Annotated in this window: 18 protein-coding genes; 4 read left to right on the forward strand and 14 right to left on the reverse strand. The window is 59.7% G+C overall.

The window, feature by feature from the left end; genetic code table 11:
* Positions 1-17 precede the first annotated feature (17 nt).
* From ASB65_RS14300 to ASB65_RS14335, 8 genes are all read right to left on the reverse strand, one after another.
* A complete protein-coding gene (locus ASB65_RS14300) occupies positions 18-812 on the reverse strand; it encodes an ABC transporter permease (RefSeq protein ID WP_060724358.1) in 795 nt (264 codons plus the stop codon).
* Between the two features lie 12 nt (positions 813-824).
* A complete protein-coding gene (locus tag ASB65_RS14305) occupies positions 825-1,703 on the reverse strand; it encodes an ABC transporter permease (protein WP_020010153.1) in 879 nt (292 codons plus the stop codon).
* Positions 1,700-2,773: an ABC transporter ATP-binding protein gene (locus tag ASB65_RS14310; protein ID WP_060724359.1), complete on the reverse strand. Its 1,074-nt coding sequence runs from the start codon at positions 2,771-2,773 to the stop codon at positions 1,700-1,702. Before ASB65_RS14310 ends, ASB65_RS14305 begins: the two co-directional genes overlap by 4 nt.
* Positions 2,774-3,046: 273 nt before the next feature.
* The gene (locus tag ASB65_RS14315) at positions 3,047-4,087 is read right to left on the reverse strand and encodes an ABC transporter substrate-binding protein (RefSeq protein WP_003504294.1); all 1,041 of its coding nucleotides are present in this window, start codon (positions 4,085-4,087) and stop codon (positions 3,047-3,049) included.
* Positions 4,088-4,149: 62 nt separating this feature from the next.
* Positions 4,150-4,815: an RraA family protein gene (locus tag ASB65_RS14320; protein ID WP_003504292.1), complete on the reverse strand. Its 666-nt coding sequence runs from the start codon at positions 4,813-4,815 to the stop codon at positions 4,150-4,152.
* Between the two features lie 15 nt (positions 4,816-4,830).
* Positions 4,831-5,613: a carbon-nitrogen hydrolase family protein gene (locus ASB65_RS14325; protein ID WP_060724360.1), complete on the reverse strand. Its 783-nt coding sequence runs from the start codon at positions 5,611-5,613 to the stop codon at positions 4,831-4,833.
* Between the two features lie 147 nt (positions 5,614-5,760).
* Entirely contained in the window at positions 5,761-6,669 is a 909-nt protein-coding gene (locus ASB65_RS14330) for a LysR family transcriptional regulator (RefSeq protein WP_003504286.1), read from the reverse strand.
* Between the two features lie 315 nt (positions 6,670-6,984).
* Positions 6,985-7,644, reverse strand: a complete 660-nt coding sequence (locus tag ASB65_RS14335) for a hydrolase (RefSeq protein ID WP_020813041.1) — start codon at positions 7,642-7,644, stop codon at positions 6,985-6,987.
* Positions 7,645-7,798: 154 nt separating this feature from the next.
* Between ASB65_RS14335 and ASB65_RS14340 the strand changes: the two genes are divergently transcribed.
* Positions 7,799-8,719: a LysR family transcriptional regulator gene (locus ASB65_RS14340; protein ID WP_060724361.1), complete on the forward strand. Its 921-nt coding sequence runs from the start codon at positions 7,799-7,801 to the stop codon at positions 8,717-8,719.
* A gap of 36 nt (positions 8,720-8,755) precedes the next feature.
* Here the strand turns inward: ASB65_RS14340 and ASB65_RS14345 are convergent, their stop codons facing one another.
* The gene (locus ASB65_RS14345; RefSeq protein WP_003504280.1) at positions 8,756-9,109 is read right to left on the reverse strand and encodes an antibiotic biosynthesis monooxygenase; all 354 of its coding nucleotides are present in this window, start codon (positions 9,107-9,109) and stop codon (positions 8,756-8,758) included.
* A 127-nt stretch (positions 9,110-9,236) separates the two neighbouring features.
* On the opposite strand from ASB65_RS14345, the gene ASB65_RS14350 reads away from it, so the two are divergent.
* Positions 9,237-10,124: a LysR family transcriptional regulator gene (locus ASB65_RS14350; RefSeq protein ID WP_060724362.1), complete on the forward strand. Its 888-nt coding sequence runs from the start codon at positions 9,237-9,239 to the stop codon at positions 10,122-10,124.
* A gap of 40 nt (positions 10,125-10,164) precedes the next feature.
* Here ASB65_RS14350 and ASB65_RS14355 read toward each other — a convergent pair whose 3' ends face one another.
* The 5 genes from ASB65_RS14355 to ASB65_RS14375 all read right to left on the reverse strand — a co-directional run bounded on the left by ASB65_RS14355 (position 10,165) and on the right by ASB65_RS14375 (position 13,455).
* Entirely contained in the window at positions 10,165-10,716 is a 552-nt protein-coding gene (locus tag ASB65_RS14355; protein WP_003504276.1) for a DinB family protein, read from the reverse strand.
* 145 nt (positions 10,717-10,861) lie between these two features.
* A complete protein-coding gene (locus tag ASB65_RS14360; RefSeq protein ID WP_035212736.1) occupies positions 10,862-11,458 on the reverse strand; it encodes an NUDIX domain-containing protein in 597 nt (198 codons plus the stop codon).
* Positions 11,459-11,485: 27 nt separating this feature from the next.
* Positions 11,486-12,331, reverse strand: coding sequence for a PhzF family phenazine biosynthesis protein (locus tag ASB65_RS14365; protein WP_060724363.1), 846 nt, complete (start codon positions 12,329-12,331; stop codon positions 11,486-11,488).
* Positions 12,332-12,381: 50 nt separating this feature from the next.
* On the reverse strand, positions 12,382-13,011 hold the full coding sequence (locus tag ASB65_RS14370) for a LysE family translocator (protein WP_003504272.1): 630 nt from the start codon (positions 13,009-13,011) through the stop codon (positions 12,382-12,384).
* 39 nt (positions 13,012-13,050) lie between these two features.
* Positions 13,051-13,455, reverse strand: a complete 405-nt coding sequence (locus ASB65_RS14375; protein ID WP_060724364.1) for a VOC family protein — start codon at positions 13,453-13,455, stop codon at positions 13,051-13,053.
* Positions 13,456-13,587: 132 nt separating this feature from the next.
* Here ASB65_RS14375 and ASB65_RS14380 point away from each other — a divergent pair, with 132 nt between their 5' ends.
* Positions 13,588-14,940, forward strand: a complete 1,353-nt coding sequence (locus ASB65_RS14380) for a PLP-dependent aminotransferase family protein (protein WP_060724365.1) — start codon at positions 13,588-13,590, stop codon at positions 14,938-14,940.
* A 54-nt stretch (positions 14,941-14,994) separates the two neighbouring features.
* Positions 14,995-15,594 carry a nucleotidyltransferase domain-containing protein gene (locus ASB65_RS14385; RefSeq protein ID WP_060724366.1) on the forward strand — a complete coding sequence of 200 codons (600 nt, stop codon included), beginning with the start codon at positions 14,995-14,997 and terminating at the stop codon, positions 15,592-15,594.
* The last annotated feature ends 16 nt before the right edge of the window (positions 15,595-15,610 follow it).

Here is a 15,610-nt window from a genome sequence, read left to right on the forward strand (position 1 = left end):
AGCCGGTGGCCCCGCCGTTACTTCACGAAAGTCTTGGTCAGGCCCGCCGTGCGGTCGACGATGAGAACGACGGCAAGGGTGAGCACGATCAAAAGAACGGAAATGGCTGCAACAAGCGGATCCGCTTGCGTTTCCACATGCTGATACATGGCGACGGGAAGCGTGGTGATGCGCGGGCCGGTGAGGAACAGCGAAATCACCGCTTCATCGAACGACACGAGAAAAGAAAGTGCGGCCGTCGCAACGACGCCCGGCGCGATCATCGGCATCGTCACGCGTCGGAAGACCGTGAGCGGCGATGCCCCGAGTGTCGAAGCAGCCTCCTCGAAGATCAGCGGCAGACCCGCAAGCGAGGTGGTGAGGACGCGCAGCGCATAGGGCAGCACGATGATGAGATGGGCGATCACCAGACCGGTGAAAGTGGCGAGCAGGCCGGCGCCAGCGAAGACGATCAGGATCGCGAGGCCGAGAACGATGGTGGGCAGGAGCAGCGGAGCCGTGAAGAAGGCGAGAAGCGCATCCGCGCCGATCACCCGCATGCGCACGATGGCATAGGAGGCAGGCAGCGCGATCAGCATGGACAGCACGGTGACAATGACCGCGAGAAGGGTGCTGGTGCCGAGCGCCGCCATCATCTTGGAATTATGCATGAGTTCCACATACCAGCGCAGGCTCCAGCCGGAAGGCGGGAAGGTCATGTAGCTGTCGGCCGAAAACGAGATCGGCACGACGAGAACCACGGGCGCCAGCAGGAAAAGGAACATGATGAAGGCGACGATTTTCAGCGCCAGCGGTGCGGGACGTTCTTCCATCTTCGATCTCCTTTAAAGAATGGCCCGCAGAAGCCGGGAATAAAGCACCAGCGCCGCACCGAAGATCACGAGGATGATCATCGACAGCGTCGCAGCGAGTGGCCAGTTGAGCGTCACGATGGCCTGATCGTAGATTTCCGTCGCCAGAAGGAAGACGCGCCCACCGCCGAGCAGCTTGGGGGTGATGAACGAACTGACCGCCAGAACGAAGGAGAGCAGGCAACCGAGCGCGACGCCGGGCATGGTGAGCGGCACGATGATCCGCCAGAACACCTTCCAGGGCGACGCGCCGAGCGTTTCGGCCGCTTCCTCGACACGTGGATCAAGCCTGCCGAAACCGGCAAGCAGCGCCAGGATCATATAGGGCATCAGGATTTCCGTGAGGCCGATGACGACGCCAACCTTGTTGAACAGCAACCGCACGCCGCTTTCGGCGCCGAGTGCGAAGAGGATGTTGTTGATGAGGCCGTCATCAGCAAGGATCGCGATCCAGCCATAGGTGCGCACCACGGCCGAGGTCAAAAGCGGCGAAATGACCAGCACCAGCAGCAGGGTTTTCCAACGGCCCTGCGCCCGGTGAAGGTAAAGGGCGATGGGATAGGAGGCGATGAGCGTGAGAATGGTGATCAGGAGACTGGTCAGGATGCTCTGGCCGATCAGTTCGATATAAAAACCGTCGGTCAGCGTGGACGACCAGTTGTCGAGCGTGTGGGCTTCCCCAAGACCGCCGCCGCCGAGGCTTTCACGGAAGGAAAGCAAAAGCAGGTTGAAGACGGGCATCACGAAGGCGAGACCATTGACCGCGATGATCGGCCCGAGAAGAAGCGTTGCGAGAAACACCATGGAGGATGTGCGGCTGCCGGGAGCCGTGATCATGACCGCAGCTGTCATTGGTCTGCTCCGAAGACCAGCGTGTCCTCCACGCGCCAGATGAGGCTGACCGCACTGCCGGCCGCAACCGGCGTTTCGCCGCCGGAGGTGGCGCGCTCCACCGACAATGTCTGCCCGCCCGCAGCGATCTCGTAATGAAGGATATCACCGGCATAATAGACGTCACGAACCTCACCGGTGATGCGGTTGACCGGCGCGCCATCGAAATCTGGCACGGCGTCATCAGCAACCGTCATGGCCATGCGGTGCGGCCGCACCATAAGGTCGATCTTACCATTGTGTGAACCGGGTGCCCGCAATACCGCATCGCCGACCGTGATGTGATCGCCGACCGCGTTTCCGACCAGCCTGTTGGTGCGGCCGACGAAGGAGGCGACGAAAGCCGTTGCCGGACGCTCGTAAAGATCATGCGGGGTGCCGAGCTGTTCCAGACGCCCGCCATTGAGGACGGCGACCTTGTCGCACATGCTGAGCGCCTCGACCTGATCATGCGTGACGAAGATGGAGGTAATGCCGAGCTGCTTCTGGATGCGGCGGATTTCCGAGCGCATCTCGTCGCGCAGCTTGGCATCGAGATTGGAAAGAGGCTCATCGAACAGGAGAATGGAGGGCTGGATGACGAGGGCACGCGCCAGTGCGACGCGCTGCTGCTGGCCACCAGAAAGCTGGGCGGGACGGCGATCCTCGCGCCCTTCCAGGTGGACCATGGCAATCGCCTCGCGAGCACGCCGTTCCGCTTCGGCGGCCGGCACCTTGCGCATTTCAAGTCCGAACATGACGTTCTTGAGGACCGTCATATGCGGGAAGAGCGCATAGCTCTGGAAAACAAGGCCAATGTCGCGCTTATAGGGTGCAAGCTGCGTCACGTCCTTGCCGTTGATCAGGATTGAACCTGACGTCACGGGTGCAAGGCCGGCAATCATGCGCAGCGACGTCGACTTGCCGCAACCCGACGGACCGAGGAAGGCAACCAGCTCGCCCTTGGGTATCTCGAGGTTGAGATTATCCACGGCGACCATGGTCTCGTAGCGCTTGGTCAGTGAACGAATCGAGAGAAATCCTGGCTGCATGATGTCTGAAGTTCCCATTCCGGCTTTTTGCCTTTCTCCAGAACATGTCCCACCCCGGCGGGGTCTCGGACATGTCCTGTCCCTTGATCTATGCAATCACGGCGGAAATTCACCTGCGCTGTGCGCGGTGCTTTCCCTAATGCGGGTCCTCGGACCACTCCCCTCCATCGACCCCAACACCGACGGAGGAAATGAGCCGAGGCCTATGCCGTTTCCGCACCAGCCCGGAGGGATGCGGAAGTCTTGCCATTTTTCACGCCGGGCGCGAAAGCCTTAGCGGCTGAGCGGGATGACCTTGCGGCGCCAGTCCTGCGTGATCTGGTCGCGAACCTTCGAGAGGCCGATCCAGTCAACCGGGATAACCTTGTCCATCGCCTTGACGACCGTGCGATCACTCACATCGGCAGCGACCGTGGCCTTGGCGTTGGTCGGCGCATAATACATGGCGGCGGTAAAGGCGGCCTGGGCTTCCGGGCTCAGCGCATAGTCAACGAACTTGCGGGCCGCATCGGACGACGGGCCGCCCTTGACGAGATTGAGCGTGTTGATCTGCAGGATGGTGCCTTCTTTCGGCAGAACCACCTTCATTTTGCCCTTGGAACCATCGGCATTCACCTGGCTACGGGCGTTCCAGCCCACGCCCAGCGACACCTGGCCATTGACGACATTCGGATAGACTTCCGGCTTCGGTTCCCAGGTCTGAATGTTCGGCGCGACTTCCGCCATCGCATTGATGCCGGCATCGATGTTCTTGATGAAGTCGGTGCCGCCATTCATGTGGTCCATGATGATGGTCGTGCCGATACCGACGATGTCAGGAGCGCTCAGCATGGCGACCTTGCCCTTGAAGGCACTGTCTTTCAGGGCATTCCAGCTGTCCGGTGCGGTCTTGATTGCATCGGTGTTGTAGATGAGAACGAGGTTGTCGAAGGTCACGCCAACGCCTGCGACGCCCTCAAAACGGGCGTTCGGATAGAGGTCGGCGACATTCTTCGTAACGCTTTCATCGATCTTGTCGAACAGGCCTTCATCCGTGCCGGTCTTGGCGACAGAAACATCCATCAGCGCAATATCGGCCTGCGGCGCAGCCTTCTGGGCGCGTAGCGAACCAAGCATGGCGGCAGAACCCTGCTGCGGGAAATAGTCGACCTTGATGTCCGGGTTGGCGGCCATGAAAGGCTCGATGACGGCCTTGGTGTAACGCTCCTGGAAAAGGCCGCTATAACCGAGGAACGTTACGGTCTGCTGGGCGTGCGCCGGCAGGGCGGCCGCACCAAGCATGAGAATCCCACTCAGAAGTATCGTTTTCTTCATTGTCCTGTTCTCCTCTATTGTTATTGGGAGTGGCGAACGGATCCGCCACCCGTAAGATTGTGTCAGGCGCTGAGCTTGGCCTGGACAAATTTATTGGCCCCGGAAATATCAGGCAGCTTCTCGCCGTTGCGCAGGCGTTCCAGAAGCACGAGTTCAGCTTCCTGCATGCCGATGGCGCGCTCCGCCATGGCGCGCGCCTGGCTCGGATGAAGGGCGACGACGCCGCTTTCATCGCACAGGATCGCATCGCCCGGATTGATCACCTGGCCGCCGACGCTGATCGGGATGTTGATCGCACCTTCCAGACCAAGGATCTTGGTGGTGATCGGCGACGGGCCGCGGCACCACATGGGCATGTCGACCTTGGTGAACTCGGAGAAGTCAGTCGCCGGGCCATCAACGACGCCGGCTTTGACGCCAGCCATCTTCATCGTGTTGGTGATGACACCGCCCCAGCAGGCGTGGCGGGTATCACCGCAACGATCGATGAGGACGATATCGCCCGGACGCACGAGTTGCGTCAGGTAGTGGAGCATGGTCGAATCCGCGTTCGGGATACGCAGGGTGACGGCGGTGCCCGCCACGCGCTTGCCCGGAAGAACGGCCCTGATTTCAGGATCGACAAAGCCGGAGTGAAGCACATGACCAATCGTTGCGACTTCGACCTTCTCAAGAAGCTCGATAATGTCGCCGCTGATCTGTTCCGGCATGGGGTTGACGATAAACATCAGGTCTTTCTCCGATCAGAGCACATGGTGGTTTGCCACCGGCACGTTGGCGCGCACCTTGGCCGAATAGTCGAAATCGAGGGCAGCCCCCGCTGTTCCGACAGTGTCAGAGCACTGGGCGACGATGTGGCCCCAGGGATCGATGACCATGGAATGACCCCAGCAGGCCTTCTTGCCACCCGCGTGAGTGCCTATCTGGCCGACAGCGAGGAAATAAGTCTGGGTTTCGACGGCGCGGGCACGAGCCAGCACCTCCCAATGGTCCTTGCCTGTCATCAGCGTGAAGGCGGCTGGCAGAACGATGACATCTGCGCCCTTGTCCCGCAGGGCGCGGAACAGTTCCGGGAAGCGGATATCGTAGCAAATGCCGCAACCAACCGTCTTGTCACCGACCTTATAGGTCACGACCTCTTCGCCACGGGCCACGGAATCGGATTCGCGATAGCTGATGCCGTTCGGCGTATCGACGTCGAACAGGTGAATCTTGCGGTACCGGGCAATCTGCTTGCCATCAGGACCGAAAACGAGTGTCGAATTATAGAAGCGGTTGCCTTCCTTCTCCACGATGGAACCGGCGTGCAGCGTGATCGCATGTTTCTTTGCGAGCCCCGAAAGCAGCGTGTAAATCTCGCCACCGGGGAATTCTTCCCCGCTCTCATGCATTTCCTGAGGGTTATCCCCAAGAAAAGCAAAGTATTCTGGAAGAACAACGAGGTCTGGACTATCAGACTTCACTGCCTTCTCAATCAAATCGGCAGCAACCTTAAGATTTTCTGCCTTGTCATTCTGGGTATTCATTTGAACAAGTGAGACTTTCACGTTGCTCTCCTCTCATGTTGCGAGGAGAATTAAGAACGGGAACTGTTTTCCTGACAAACGGAAAAACTCTATCGAAACCCATAAGATAAGCTTATGGATTAATCATTTTGCGCCGCAGCATAAAATTTAAGCTGCAGCGGTCATCCATTGAGTGGTGGTTTCACTAACGATTTCCGTCGCCATGTCGGCGATGGCTCGGGCGAGCGCATTGTCGCCGCGCTCCTGGTAAACCGTGTGAAAGGTAAGGGGCGGCACCGGCGGCGTGATGTCGAGAATACGCGCTTCGCCCGATTTGATGATGCCGTCCACCAGCACGCGCGGCAGCGCGCCCACGCCAACGGCGGTCGCCACCAGCCGGGTCATGATCGACAGCGAATTGGAATTATAGATGCGGCTATCCGACAGGCCATGGGAATCGAGAAGCGCGCGCAATGCCTGGTGCGGCTGCGACCCGGTCGAGAAGGTAAGCAGCGGAAAATGCGCGATATCTTCGAGCGTGACGCCCGTTTCCGGCAGCGGCAGCTCGACAGCGCCGACCCAGCAGGATTCGAAGGTACAGAGCGGTGAGTTGTAGATATCCGCCGCCATGATCGGCCCCATGATAAAACCGACATCCACCTCGCCGTTCTGGATGCGCTGGGAAAGTTTCAGGCTGGTATCGATGGTCAGATCGAGGCTGACACCGGGATATTGTTCGTTCATGCGGCGGATGAGCAGCGGCAGCCAGGCGTACACGATCGTATCCGCAGCCCCGATGCGCACGGTGCCCCTCAACGCTTCCCGGTTACTGACGATCTGCCGGAACTCGCCGGTGAGGTTGACGATCTTTTCGGCATGCTGCAGCGCCAGACGACCGGCGGGCGTCAGGTTGACGCAGCGCACATCGCGCGTGAACAGCACGACACCGAGCTCACGCTCCAGCGCGGCAATCCGGTTGGAGACTGACGCCTGCGTGGTGTGCAAACGTTCCGCAGCCGCCGAAAAGCTGCTCAATCGTGCTGCCCAGAGGAAAGTTTCGAGGAATCGCGTGTTCATGGGGTCCATCTCCTCGCATGGCTCCGCGATCCAGCTTTGCATCTCTGGCTTCGTCTTGCCCTTGGCCTTTTTGGTTCAGGAGGCAGTATGTCCGATGCGCGCGCCGATAAGCAAGGGATCACCGCCGGCGCCTCCCTTTCTCATGGGGATCGCGCCGGCGGCGCCATGCAGCTGCGAATGGAGGGCCCCTTCAGCGTCGAGGCAACAGTGGAACCGTCGCGGCCGCACGCCTTGCTCAATTCAGAGTGGTCAATTCGCATATTCGGAGAGGACGGGATGCGGGCCTTAACAGACGCCCGCCATCCCTGCCCGGTTCTAGTGTCCGCCCTTTGTGGTCGGCGCCGGCGTGTTGAGAAGCTGCTGCTCCCAGAGATAAGCAATGCCGCTGCCCCCGAAGTGCTGGATGAGAATCTCGGTCAGTTCCTCGACATGCTCCGTGCGCGCCCAATCGCGCTGCCATTCGCCAGCAAGCGCCATCACGGTCATCACGTTCGCGCCAGCAGCGATCATTCGCTGGATGGCAACTTCGTGAGACTCCTTCGAAATCCCGCCCGACGCGTCGGTGATCACGGTCACGTCCCAGCCTTCGCCGGCCGCCTGGATGACGGGCATTGCGACGCAGACCTCGGTCCAAAGGCCGGCAATGATCAGTTGCTTGCGGCCGGTCGCCTTGACGACGTTCACCACATTCTCGTCCTGCCAGGTGTTCACCCAGGTGCGGTCGATGACCTCCTGGCCGGGGAACACGTCGGTGATCTGCTTGAAGAGAAGGCCACCGCGCGCCGCGATCACGCTGGTGAGAACGGTCGGAACATTGAAAGCTTTAGCCAGCTTTGCCAGCGCGGTCGTGAGATTGACCACAGCTTGCGGATCATGGCTGTTCAGGTTTGCTAACTGATAGGGCTGGTGATCGATCAGAACGAGGACCGAGTCTTCGGGACGGAGAAGTGAATCAAGGCCGTTACGAAAGGTCATGGGTTCATCCTATATTGGTGGTTTATTGAAGCGCGCTTGCGCAAAAGGCATGCACCCTCTTGGGCGTTGCCGCGGGACGAAACTTGTCATTCCCGTTTCTGATGCGGTAGTCCTTGTCCGTGCTAAGCTGTGTCGCAGAATGGGGAACGCTTGAGTGGATATCGAAGATATCAGGACATTCGTCGAAGTTGCGGATGCGGGAGGCGTCACAGCCGCCGCGCTGCGGCTCGGTATCTCCAAATCGATGGTCAGCCGGCGGCTGGTGCGGCTTGAAGCGGAGCTTGGTGTCCAGCTTCTGGCCCGATCCACACGCGGTGCTTCCCTGACGGAGGAGGGCGCAACCTTCCGCGACTATGCGGCGAGGATTTCAGCCGAAATCGACGTCGCCAGAGAGACAATCCTTCCGGCTGGTGAGCTCCGTGGCCGCCTGCGGATTGCTGCGCCGCTTTCCTTCGGCCCAACGCATTTCGCGCTGGTGATTGCGCAGATGGCGCGCCGTCATCCTCAACTCCAGATACAGACCTGTTACACTGATCGTTTCGTGGATCTGATTGCAGAAGGATACGATTGTGCGATCCGGGTCGGCACCCTTCCAGACTCCAACCTCGTCGCCAGACGCGTCGGCCCCCTCTACGGCATCTTCGTCGCCAGCCCCGACTATATCAAGGTCCACGGCTCTCCGGAGACACCGGAGGAACTCGTGACCCATCAGGCTCTCATGCAGGGAACGGAAACCTGGCAGGTGATGGATGGCGACAAGGTGATAACTCTTCGCCCGCAGGGACGGTTCAAGGCCGATAACGGGGTCGCTCTTGCCGTCGCCGCAGCAGCCGGATTGGGGGTCGCCGTGCTGCCATACGATCTTGTTAAAAATTATCTGGCCTCAGGCGAGCTGGTGCAGGTGATGAAACGTCATCCACCGCCCCCGGCCGGGATATATGTCGTCAGACCGCCGGGGCAACATCCCGTCAGGAAAATCCGGGTGCTCACTGAAATGCTGATCGAATGCTTCGACCACGGACCGGCTACGGCATCTCTCTCCAATGCCGGGGGAAGCCCCCCGGCCGCTGCCTGACCGGCACATTTTCAGAGCCGAACGTCGCTCTATCTGTCACACAGCCACGGGCTTTGGCAGGACCAGATCGCCGACCGTATATGTGTGGAACTCGCTTCTGGAGACGGTGTCCAGTTTCCGGAATTTTTCGACGAATTGCGGATCGGAAAAGAACTCGTCGACATTGCCGGTTCCCTGAATGGCCTCGACATTAACGACCGTCTCTCCGTCGGTGCTTTTCGCAAGGCTGCTCCAGAGGAACCCTTCCTTTCGTTCGGCAACATAGTGGACGACATCCTGAATGATGGCGAAGGCTTCGTCCTGCTTTCCCGGATGGGCATGAATGACGTTGACAACAAAGGTCGTGGGAGCGGGCGAGCCCGCAAAAGCTGCGATAGGTTTCGTTTCCATGAATTATCTCCATTTGAAGCTTCGGGCCATTTCAGCCGCGACGACATCTGGATATCGGAAGGAAAATAGCGGATAAACGAGCTGCTATTCTCGACATACCGGACAAAAATTCCTTAATCACGACATCATGGACAAGCTCGGAACCCTCGGCATATTTATTCAGGTGGCGGAAGCGGGAAGCTTCGTGGCCGCCGGGCATCGTCTCGGCATCTCCGGATCCGCCGTTGGAAAAGCCATTGCACGTCTGGAGGAGGAGCTGGGCGTAAGACTGTTCAATCGCTCGACACGCAGCATGGCACTGACGGAGGACGGGAGTTTCTTCCTCGATACCTGCCGGCGCATCCAGTCGGAATATGAGACCGTGCAGGCGCAATTATCGAGATCGCAGGCCGTTCCGCGCGGGCAACTGCGTGTCAGCCTTCCGCTGGCAGGCATGTTGCTGATGCCGACGATATCCGCCTTCATGGAGGCATATCCCGAAATCAGCCTCGACCTTGATTTTACAGACCGTCTGGTTGACGTCATCGAAGAGGGATTCGACGCCGTCATCCGAACCGGCGAGATCAGGGACACACGGCTGATGAGCCGCAAGCTCGGCACGTTCAGGCACAGCATCGTGGCGGCGCCCGGCTACCTGGAGGCGCATGGCCGCCCGAAGATTCCGGAAGATCTTGTCCGGCACCGCTGTCTTCACCATCGCTTCGCCAATTCCGGAAAGCTTGAGCCGTGGCCCCTGGTTCACGAAGGCCGCGAGATCAGGATCGATCTGCCGGTCGCCACCGTTGCGAGCACGCTGGAACCCTTGATCTACCTTGCGGAACGTTCATTCGGCATAACATGCCTGCCGTCATTCGCCGTGACGTCCGAAGTCGCTGACGGGAAACTGGTATCGCTGCTGGACGACTATATGGCCGACACAGGGACCTTCCGCGTCCTCTGGCCGACCAATCGATATCTTTCTCCAAAAGTCAGAGCATTTGTAGACTATATAGCCGCCAATCTTTTCGCCCGGTGATAGCACCGACGGCAAAGGGCATAAAACGATGCGCAAACGCTCAGTAAGCGCCGCGATAGTGATCCCTGATGAAGACGGGAAGATCGTTTGACGGCGGCGTAAAAGGCACCTGATACATCATGTCGCCGACAAAGCCGCGGTGATAGGTGCCATGATTGACGATATGCAGCACGATCTGCTCGCGGGTCATGACGCCTTCTCCTCCTCCGACAAATTCGAAATGAACGGCTTTCGCGAGATCCCCGTCTGACCAGGTGTCGACCATATCGACATACCAGCGGTCCATTTCCTGAACGGCTTCCCATAATTCGCCAATTGCGGGCGTATGGTCGGTGTTGCGGGCGGTGTAGCTGTGTTTCTTTCCTTGTAGATGATGCCTGAAAATATCATCCACCACATAAACGTGGTTCAGCGTATGCACCATGTTTCCGAACCGCGTCGGCCGCTGCCGAAGGGCTTCACCTTCCGGCAGGTCCATCACGCTTCTGAACGTCAACCCGTTCGCCCAGGCTTTGTAGCGTACCAGCATTTTCAAGGTATCTATTGCCGATGCGGTGGATGCGTGAACGGGGCTGAGCGGCGCAATATCCATGCTGAAACTCCTTCGTATTTTTGAACTTCAAAAACGATGATCGGGTTGATCCGGCGCTGTCGCGCCGGATCGGAAGCATTGTTGCCGGCCAACGATGAGAGGATGATCGGCACCTGTCCCGGATCGATAAATCCGGAGGCGAGGATCAGCGTGCCGTGGCCTTTTCCTGCAAAAGTCGGATAGCGAGATGCTGGAGCAGAATGATCGTCTTGGCATCGCGAATATCGCCGCGGGTGATCATGCGCATAGCCTCAGGCAAGGCGATTTCCAGCACATCGATGTCTTCGCCCTCGTCCGCTGAACCGCCGCCTGCCCCGACCTTATGTTTCTCGGCATATTCGCCATAGAAAAAGGCGAGATATTCCGTGACCGATCCGGGGCTCATATAGATATCGAACAGATGCATAAGTTCGGAAACCTCATAACCGGTTTCCTCGATCAACTCCGCACGCATTCGCGTCGCCGGGTCTGCGCCTTCCAGCAACCCCGCCGGTGTCTCGATCAGCGATTCCAGGCCGCCATTCAGGAGAACCGGCAACCGGAACTGACGGGTCAGCAGGACATTGTCGCTGGCAGGATTGTACAACAGGCATGTCGCCCCGTTGCCGCGATCATATGCCTCCCGGGTCTGCCGTTGCCAGCTTCCGTCCCTCAGCTGGAGTTCATATTCATACTTCGTCAGCCGCCCCCAATCATCAGCCAATACGCGTTCGGAAATAGGGCGGTAAACACTGCTATTCATCAAAGTCACCTCGTTTTCATCTGTCTTTCAAAGGCCGAGTAAACGGCCTTCGACATGCGTGCGCGTTTCGCCGCCGACCCATATCTGGCCGACATCATCGCGGGTAAGGTAGATACGGCCATGGCGGCCAAGGCGCGTTCCCTGCGCCGCGACATAGTCTTCGCCAACCACGCCCGTTGCGAACAGCCATTGCGCCAATGAGGCGTTGAGGCTTCCGGTGACGGGGTCTTCAACGATGGCGCCCAGATGATCGCTGAAGAAAGCACGAACCTCAAAAGCGGTCTCGCCGCCTTTCGCATGGGGGCCAACCACGCCGATATCGATGTGATGGGTCCAGCTGCGGGCCGGGGTGATGCCAAGCACCTTTTCGGCGGACGCCATCCTGATCCCGAGCCAGCCGGGACCATTGTCGATCCATGCCGCATCGATGACGTCGCAAGCCTCGATCCCCAAAAACTGCCGCGCATCCTCCAGCTCGGCGGGCGTCGGCGCGCCGGAACGGATAAGCGGCGGAGCGGCAAAAGAAAGCCGTCCATGCGAGCGCCGGATCGTGACCAGCCCGGCGCCGCATTCCTGAACAATCGCCGTTTCGTTCCCGGGCATGCCATTGGCGGAGAGCCAGGCATGGCAGCTGCCCAGTGTCGGATGCCCGGCAAAGGGCAACTCCCTGTCCAGCGAGAATATCCTGACCCGGTAATCAGCCTGCGGATGGGTGGGCCGCAACAGGAACGTGGTTTCGGAGAGGTTGAACCATCGCGTCATCAGCTGCATTTCATCCGTCGATAAGGCATCAGCACCGATGACGACCGCCAGCGGATTGCCGGAAAGCGGCCCGGAGCCGAATACATCGATCATATGGATAGCAAAACTCATGACATGGCTCTTTCAGTTGGGATTAATCGGCAACGCGGACGGACGGCCCGTCAGTTCTGCCAGAGAAGCAGTTTCAGCCCGGCGGCGGCAAATACCACGGAAAGCACGGATTCGATCCAGCGCCGCAATCTGGTATAGAGCGCAATCATCGAGGCGGTGGAAAAGAGAAGTGCATAGCTGCCGAACACGATAACGCCGAGAATGGCGCAGCCGCCAATGATCGCCGGCAACATGCCCGCAGGCGCGTCCTCGCGAAACCCCAGCGACATGATCGCTATCCAGGCCATGATGGCCTTCGGGTTTCCGATATGCATGAGAAGACCCTGCCGGTAGAGCGCCCGGTAGCGCGGCGTCGCGCGCCCGGTATCCACACTCACAAAGTCGGAGACCGGCTTCAGGGCCGACCTGCCCGCTCGAAAAGCCAGATACAGCAGGTAAACGCCGCCGAATATCTTGATGACGAAAAGCGCCTGGGCATAGGCGGCCAGCGCGGCCGACATGCCCGTCGCCGCCAGGATCGCCCAGAACAGCGAGCCGGTGATGACGCCAGCCGTCAAAGCAAGGGCGGGCAGACGGCCGTCACGCATCGCCGTTCCCATGATCGCCATGTTGCTCGGGCCCGGGCTGGCGGTGGCGACGATATAGGTGCCGTAAACGAGGGCGATCTGGCTGGCGATCATTCTGACTTTCTCCGGAAACAGGACAGGTTTCCCCAAGCACTATTGCTGGAGGTCTCCGCGATGCACGATGTGAACCTTGTTGCCGTCAGGATCACGCAGATAGGCGCCGAAATAGCCCTCTCCATAATGCGGACGCGGCCCCGGGCCTCCTTCGTCCGTGCCGCCATGCGCAAGGCCGCTGGCATGGGCCACACCCACCGCCTCTGTCGACGGCGCCAGAAAGGCAACCATGCCGCCATTGCCAACCGTTGCCGGTTCGCCATTGAAGGGCTGATAGACATAAAAACGGGGCAACGGGGATTGCGCCCTCACCCAGCAAAGCGCCGCAGGCCCGCCATCGGGGCTCACGGTTCGCCGCGTCAGACCGAGCGGGGCAAGCACGGCGTCATAAAAGCGTTCCGCCCGCTCAAGATCACGCGTTCCGACGGTTACATGGCTGAACATTTGATCCTCTAAGCGCGCCGGCAGGATGGCAGGCCGGCCGCCGTAAAGTGTGGATATCAATCAGCCTCGTCATAGCCTATGTTACACTTGCTGTTTATTGAAATAGTGTAACGTGACACTTTTATCGAAGGTATGAACGTGCTGCTGCAATCCCCCTGGACTCCCCGTCTTGCAGACATTGAGGCGAATGCCGCAGAACGGCTGGTGCTTGCCCTCGCCGACGACATCATCGAGGGGCGGCTGGCGGGCGGTGACCGCCTGCCAGCCCATCGCGATCTCGCGTGGAAACTGGGAGTGGGCCTTGGCACGGTGACAAAAGCCTATTCCGTTCTGGAACGGCGCGGGCTGACACGCAGCGTCAAGGGCCGGGGAACATTCGTGGCGATCCAGGAGGCGCATAACGACCGGCAGATTGATCTCTCGTCCAACGCACCCCCGGCCACGCTCAACGCCCGCATTCTCGCAAAGACGCTGACGGGGATCGCGCGCAGGATCGATGCGGATCATATCAATCTTTATGCCCCGCCCGCGGGGCATCTGGAACACCGCCGCCTTCTCGCCCGCTGGCTCGAAACGCAGGGTCTCACCATCGATCCGTCCCATCTGGTGCTGACGAGCGGCGCCCGTCAGGCGCTGGTCCTGGCCTTCGATCTCGCCTGCGGCCCCAAGGGCCTGCTCCTGACCGAACGGATCACCTATCCCGGCGCCATCGTGCTGGCCCGGCGGAAAGGTTACCGGATGCAGGGCGTCGAAATCGATGCCGAAGGCATGGTGCCGGAAGCGTTGGTGGCGGCGCTGGATGGCACCCCATCGAGTGACTGCACAGCAATCTATCTGACGCCGACCCTGCATAATCCGACAACCGTTACCATGGGGGCGGCGCGGCGGCAGGTCATTGCGGATATTTGCCGCCGGGCGGGCGTATGGATCATCGAGGACGGTGTTTATGCGGCATCCGCGGAAGCCTTGCCGCCGCTGACGTCATTGGCTCCTGAAATCTCGTTTCATGTGAACGGGCTCTCCAAGTCCCTTGGCCCCGGCTTGCAGATCGGCGTCCTTGCTTTACCAGCCGGTCTGCACGAAACCGCCGAAGACCTTCTGCAGGACATGCCGATGGCCCCATCCGCGCTCTCCTGCGCGGTGGTTGAGGACTGGCTGACCTCCGGCATCATCTCTTCAATCCAGCGGGATTTGCGCCACGAGGCCCAACGGCGCTCCAGCCTGGCCGTTTCCCTGCTCGGCACGAACCAGCTTGGCTCGCATCCCGATGCATACAACGTCTGGCTGCCAATGGAACACGACGCCGCCAACCGCTTCGCATTCGCCGCTGCGGCAATGCGCATCAAGTTGACCCCTCCGGAAGCCATGCTTGTTAATCCCGATGATCAGGCGAGCGGCATTCGCCTTTGCCTCGGCGGCCCGTCCTTCGACGATCTCACGGAAGCGCTGAAGCTTCTGGCTGGGCTGCTGAAACGCGGGACTTGACGCCATCAGGAAAAAAGCAACAGCACGAGAATTGAATGAAAGTGACCGTATATTATGAATGATCACCCGGACGAGGATGCATGGAACGCCTGGAGCCCTGCCGAATTGTCCCGGCGACTGGACGGTGTATCGAAACCATGGTGCGTTGTTGGCGGTTGGGCTCTCGACCTGTGGCTGGGCAGCAAGACACGCGAGCATGATGATCTTGAGTTCACGGTCCTGCGTGAAGATTTGGGCATCTTTCGCCAGCAGCTGGGTGACATGACGTTCTACACTGTCAACGATGGCGTTATCGAACCGCTACCGGCGGATCGGGATCCGGCCCCCGAGATTTTCCAGATCTGGGGCTTCGATCGCGCTGCCGGATGCTGGCGCGCCGATATGATGATCGAGCCGGGAACGAATGACACCTGGGTTTACAAGAGAAATCCGGAAATGACGCGGCCCCGTATCGAAATGGTGTCGCTGAGCGCTGACGGCATTCCTCACCTTAATCCCTCCGCCGTGCTTCTGTTCAAGGCGAAGCACAGACGCACCAAGGACGAGAAGGACTTCGCGAGAGCCCAACCAAGATTACCGCTCTCGGAACGACAATGGCTCAAAGACTGCCCCCCCCGCCTCCACCCGGGTCACGATTGGATACAGGCGCTGTGATCTCAGGCCGCCTTAC

The sequence above is a fragment of the Agrobacterium tumefaciens str. B6 genome, assembly GCF_001541315.1.
Classification (GTDB): Bacteria; Pseudomonadota; Alphaproteobacteria; order Rhizobiales; family Rhizobiaceae; genus Agrobacterium; species Agrobacterium radiobacter.

Excerpts from the sequence above, each read along its gene's own strand:
- ASB65_RS14300 (WP_060724358.1), bottom strand. The coding sequence starts at position 812 with ATGGAAGAACGTCCCGCACCGCTGGCGCTGAAAATCGTCGCCTTCATC.
- ASB65_RS14305 (WP_020010153.1), bottom strand. The coding sequence starts at position 1,703 with ATGACAGCTGCGGTCATGATCACGGCTCCCGGCAGCCGCACATCCTCC.
- ASB65_RS14310 (WP_060724359.1), bottom strand. The coding sequence starts at position 2,773 with ATGCAGCCAGGATTTCTCTCGATTCGTTCACTGACCAAGCGCTACGAG.
- ASB65_RS14315 (WP_003504294.1), bottom strand. The coding sequence starts at position 4,087 with ATGAAGAAAACGATACTTCTGAGTGGGATTCTCATGCTTGGTGCGGCC.
- ASB65_RS14320 (WP_003504292.1), bottom strand. The coding sequence starts at position 4,815 with ATGTTTATCGTCAACCCCATGCCGGAACAGATCAGCGGCGACATTATC.
- ASB65_RS14325 (WP_060724360.1), bottom strand. The coding sequence starts at position 5,613 with ATGAATACCCAGAATGACAAGGCAGAAAATCTTAAGGTTGCTGCCGAT.
- ASB65_RS14330 (WP_003504286.1), bottom strand. The coding sequence starts at position 6,669 with ATGAACACGCGATTCCTCGAAACTTTCCTCTGGGCAGCACGATTGAGC.
- ASB65_RS14335 (WP_020813041.1), bottom strand. The coding sequence starts at position 7,644 with ATGACCTTTCGTAACGGCCTTGATTCACTTCTCCGTCCCGAAGACTCG.
- ASB65_RS14345 (WP_003504280.1), bottom strand. The coding sequence starts at position 9,109 with ATGGAAACGAAACCTATCGCAGCTTTTGCGGGCTCGCCCGCTCCCACG.
- ASB65_RS14350 (WP_060724362.1), top strand. The coding sequence starts at position 9,237 with ATGGACAAGCTCGGAACCCTCGGCATATTTATTCAGGTGGCGGAAGCG.
- ASB65_RS14355 (WP_003504276.1), bottom strand. The coding sequence starts at position 10,716 with ATGGATATTGCGCCGCTCAGCCCCGTTCACGCATCCACCGCATCGGCA.
- ASB65_RS14360 (WP_035212736.1), bottom strand. The coding sequence starts at position 11,458 with ATGAATAGCAGTGTTTACCGCCCTATTTCCGAACGCGTATTGGCTGAT.
- ASB65_RS14365 (WP_060724363.1), bottom strand. The coding sequence starts at position 12,331 with ATGAGTTTTGCTATCCATATGATCGATGTATTCGGCTCCGGGCCGCTT.
- ASB65_RS14370 (WP_003504272.1), bottom strand. The coding sequence starts at position 13,011 with ATGATCGCCAGCCAGATCGCCCTCGTTTACGGCACCTATATCGTCGCC.
- ASB65_RS14375 (WP_060724364.1), bottom strand. The coding sequence starts at position 13,455 with ATGTTCAGCCATGTAACCGTCGGAACGCGTGATCTTGAGCGGGCGGAA.
- ASB65_RS14380 (WP_060724365.1), top strand. The coding sequence starts at position 13,588 with ATGAACGTGCTGCTGCAATCCCCCTGGACTCCCCGTCTTGCAGACATT.
- ASB65_RS14385 (WP_060724366.1), top strand. The coding sequence starts at position 14,995 with ATGAATGATCACCCGGACGAGGATGCATGGAACGCCTGGAGCCCTGCC.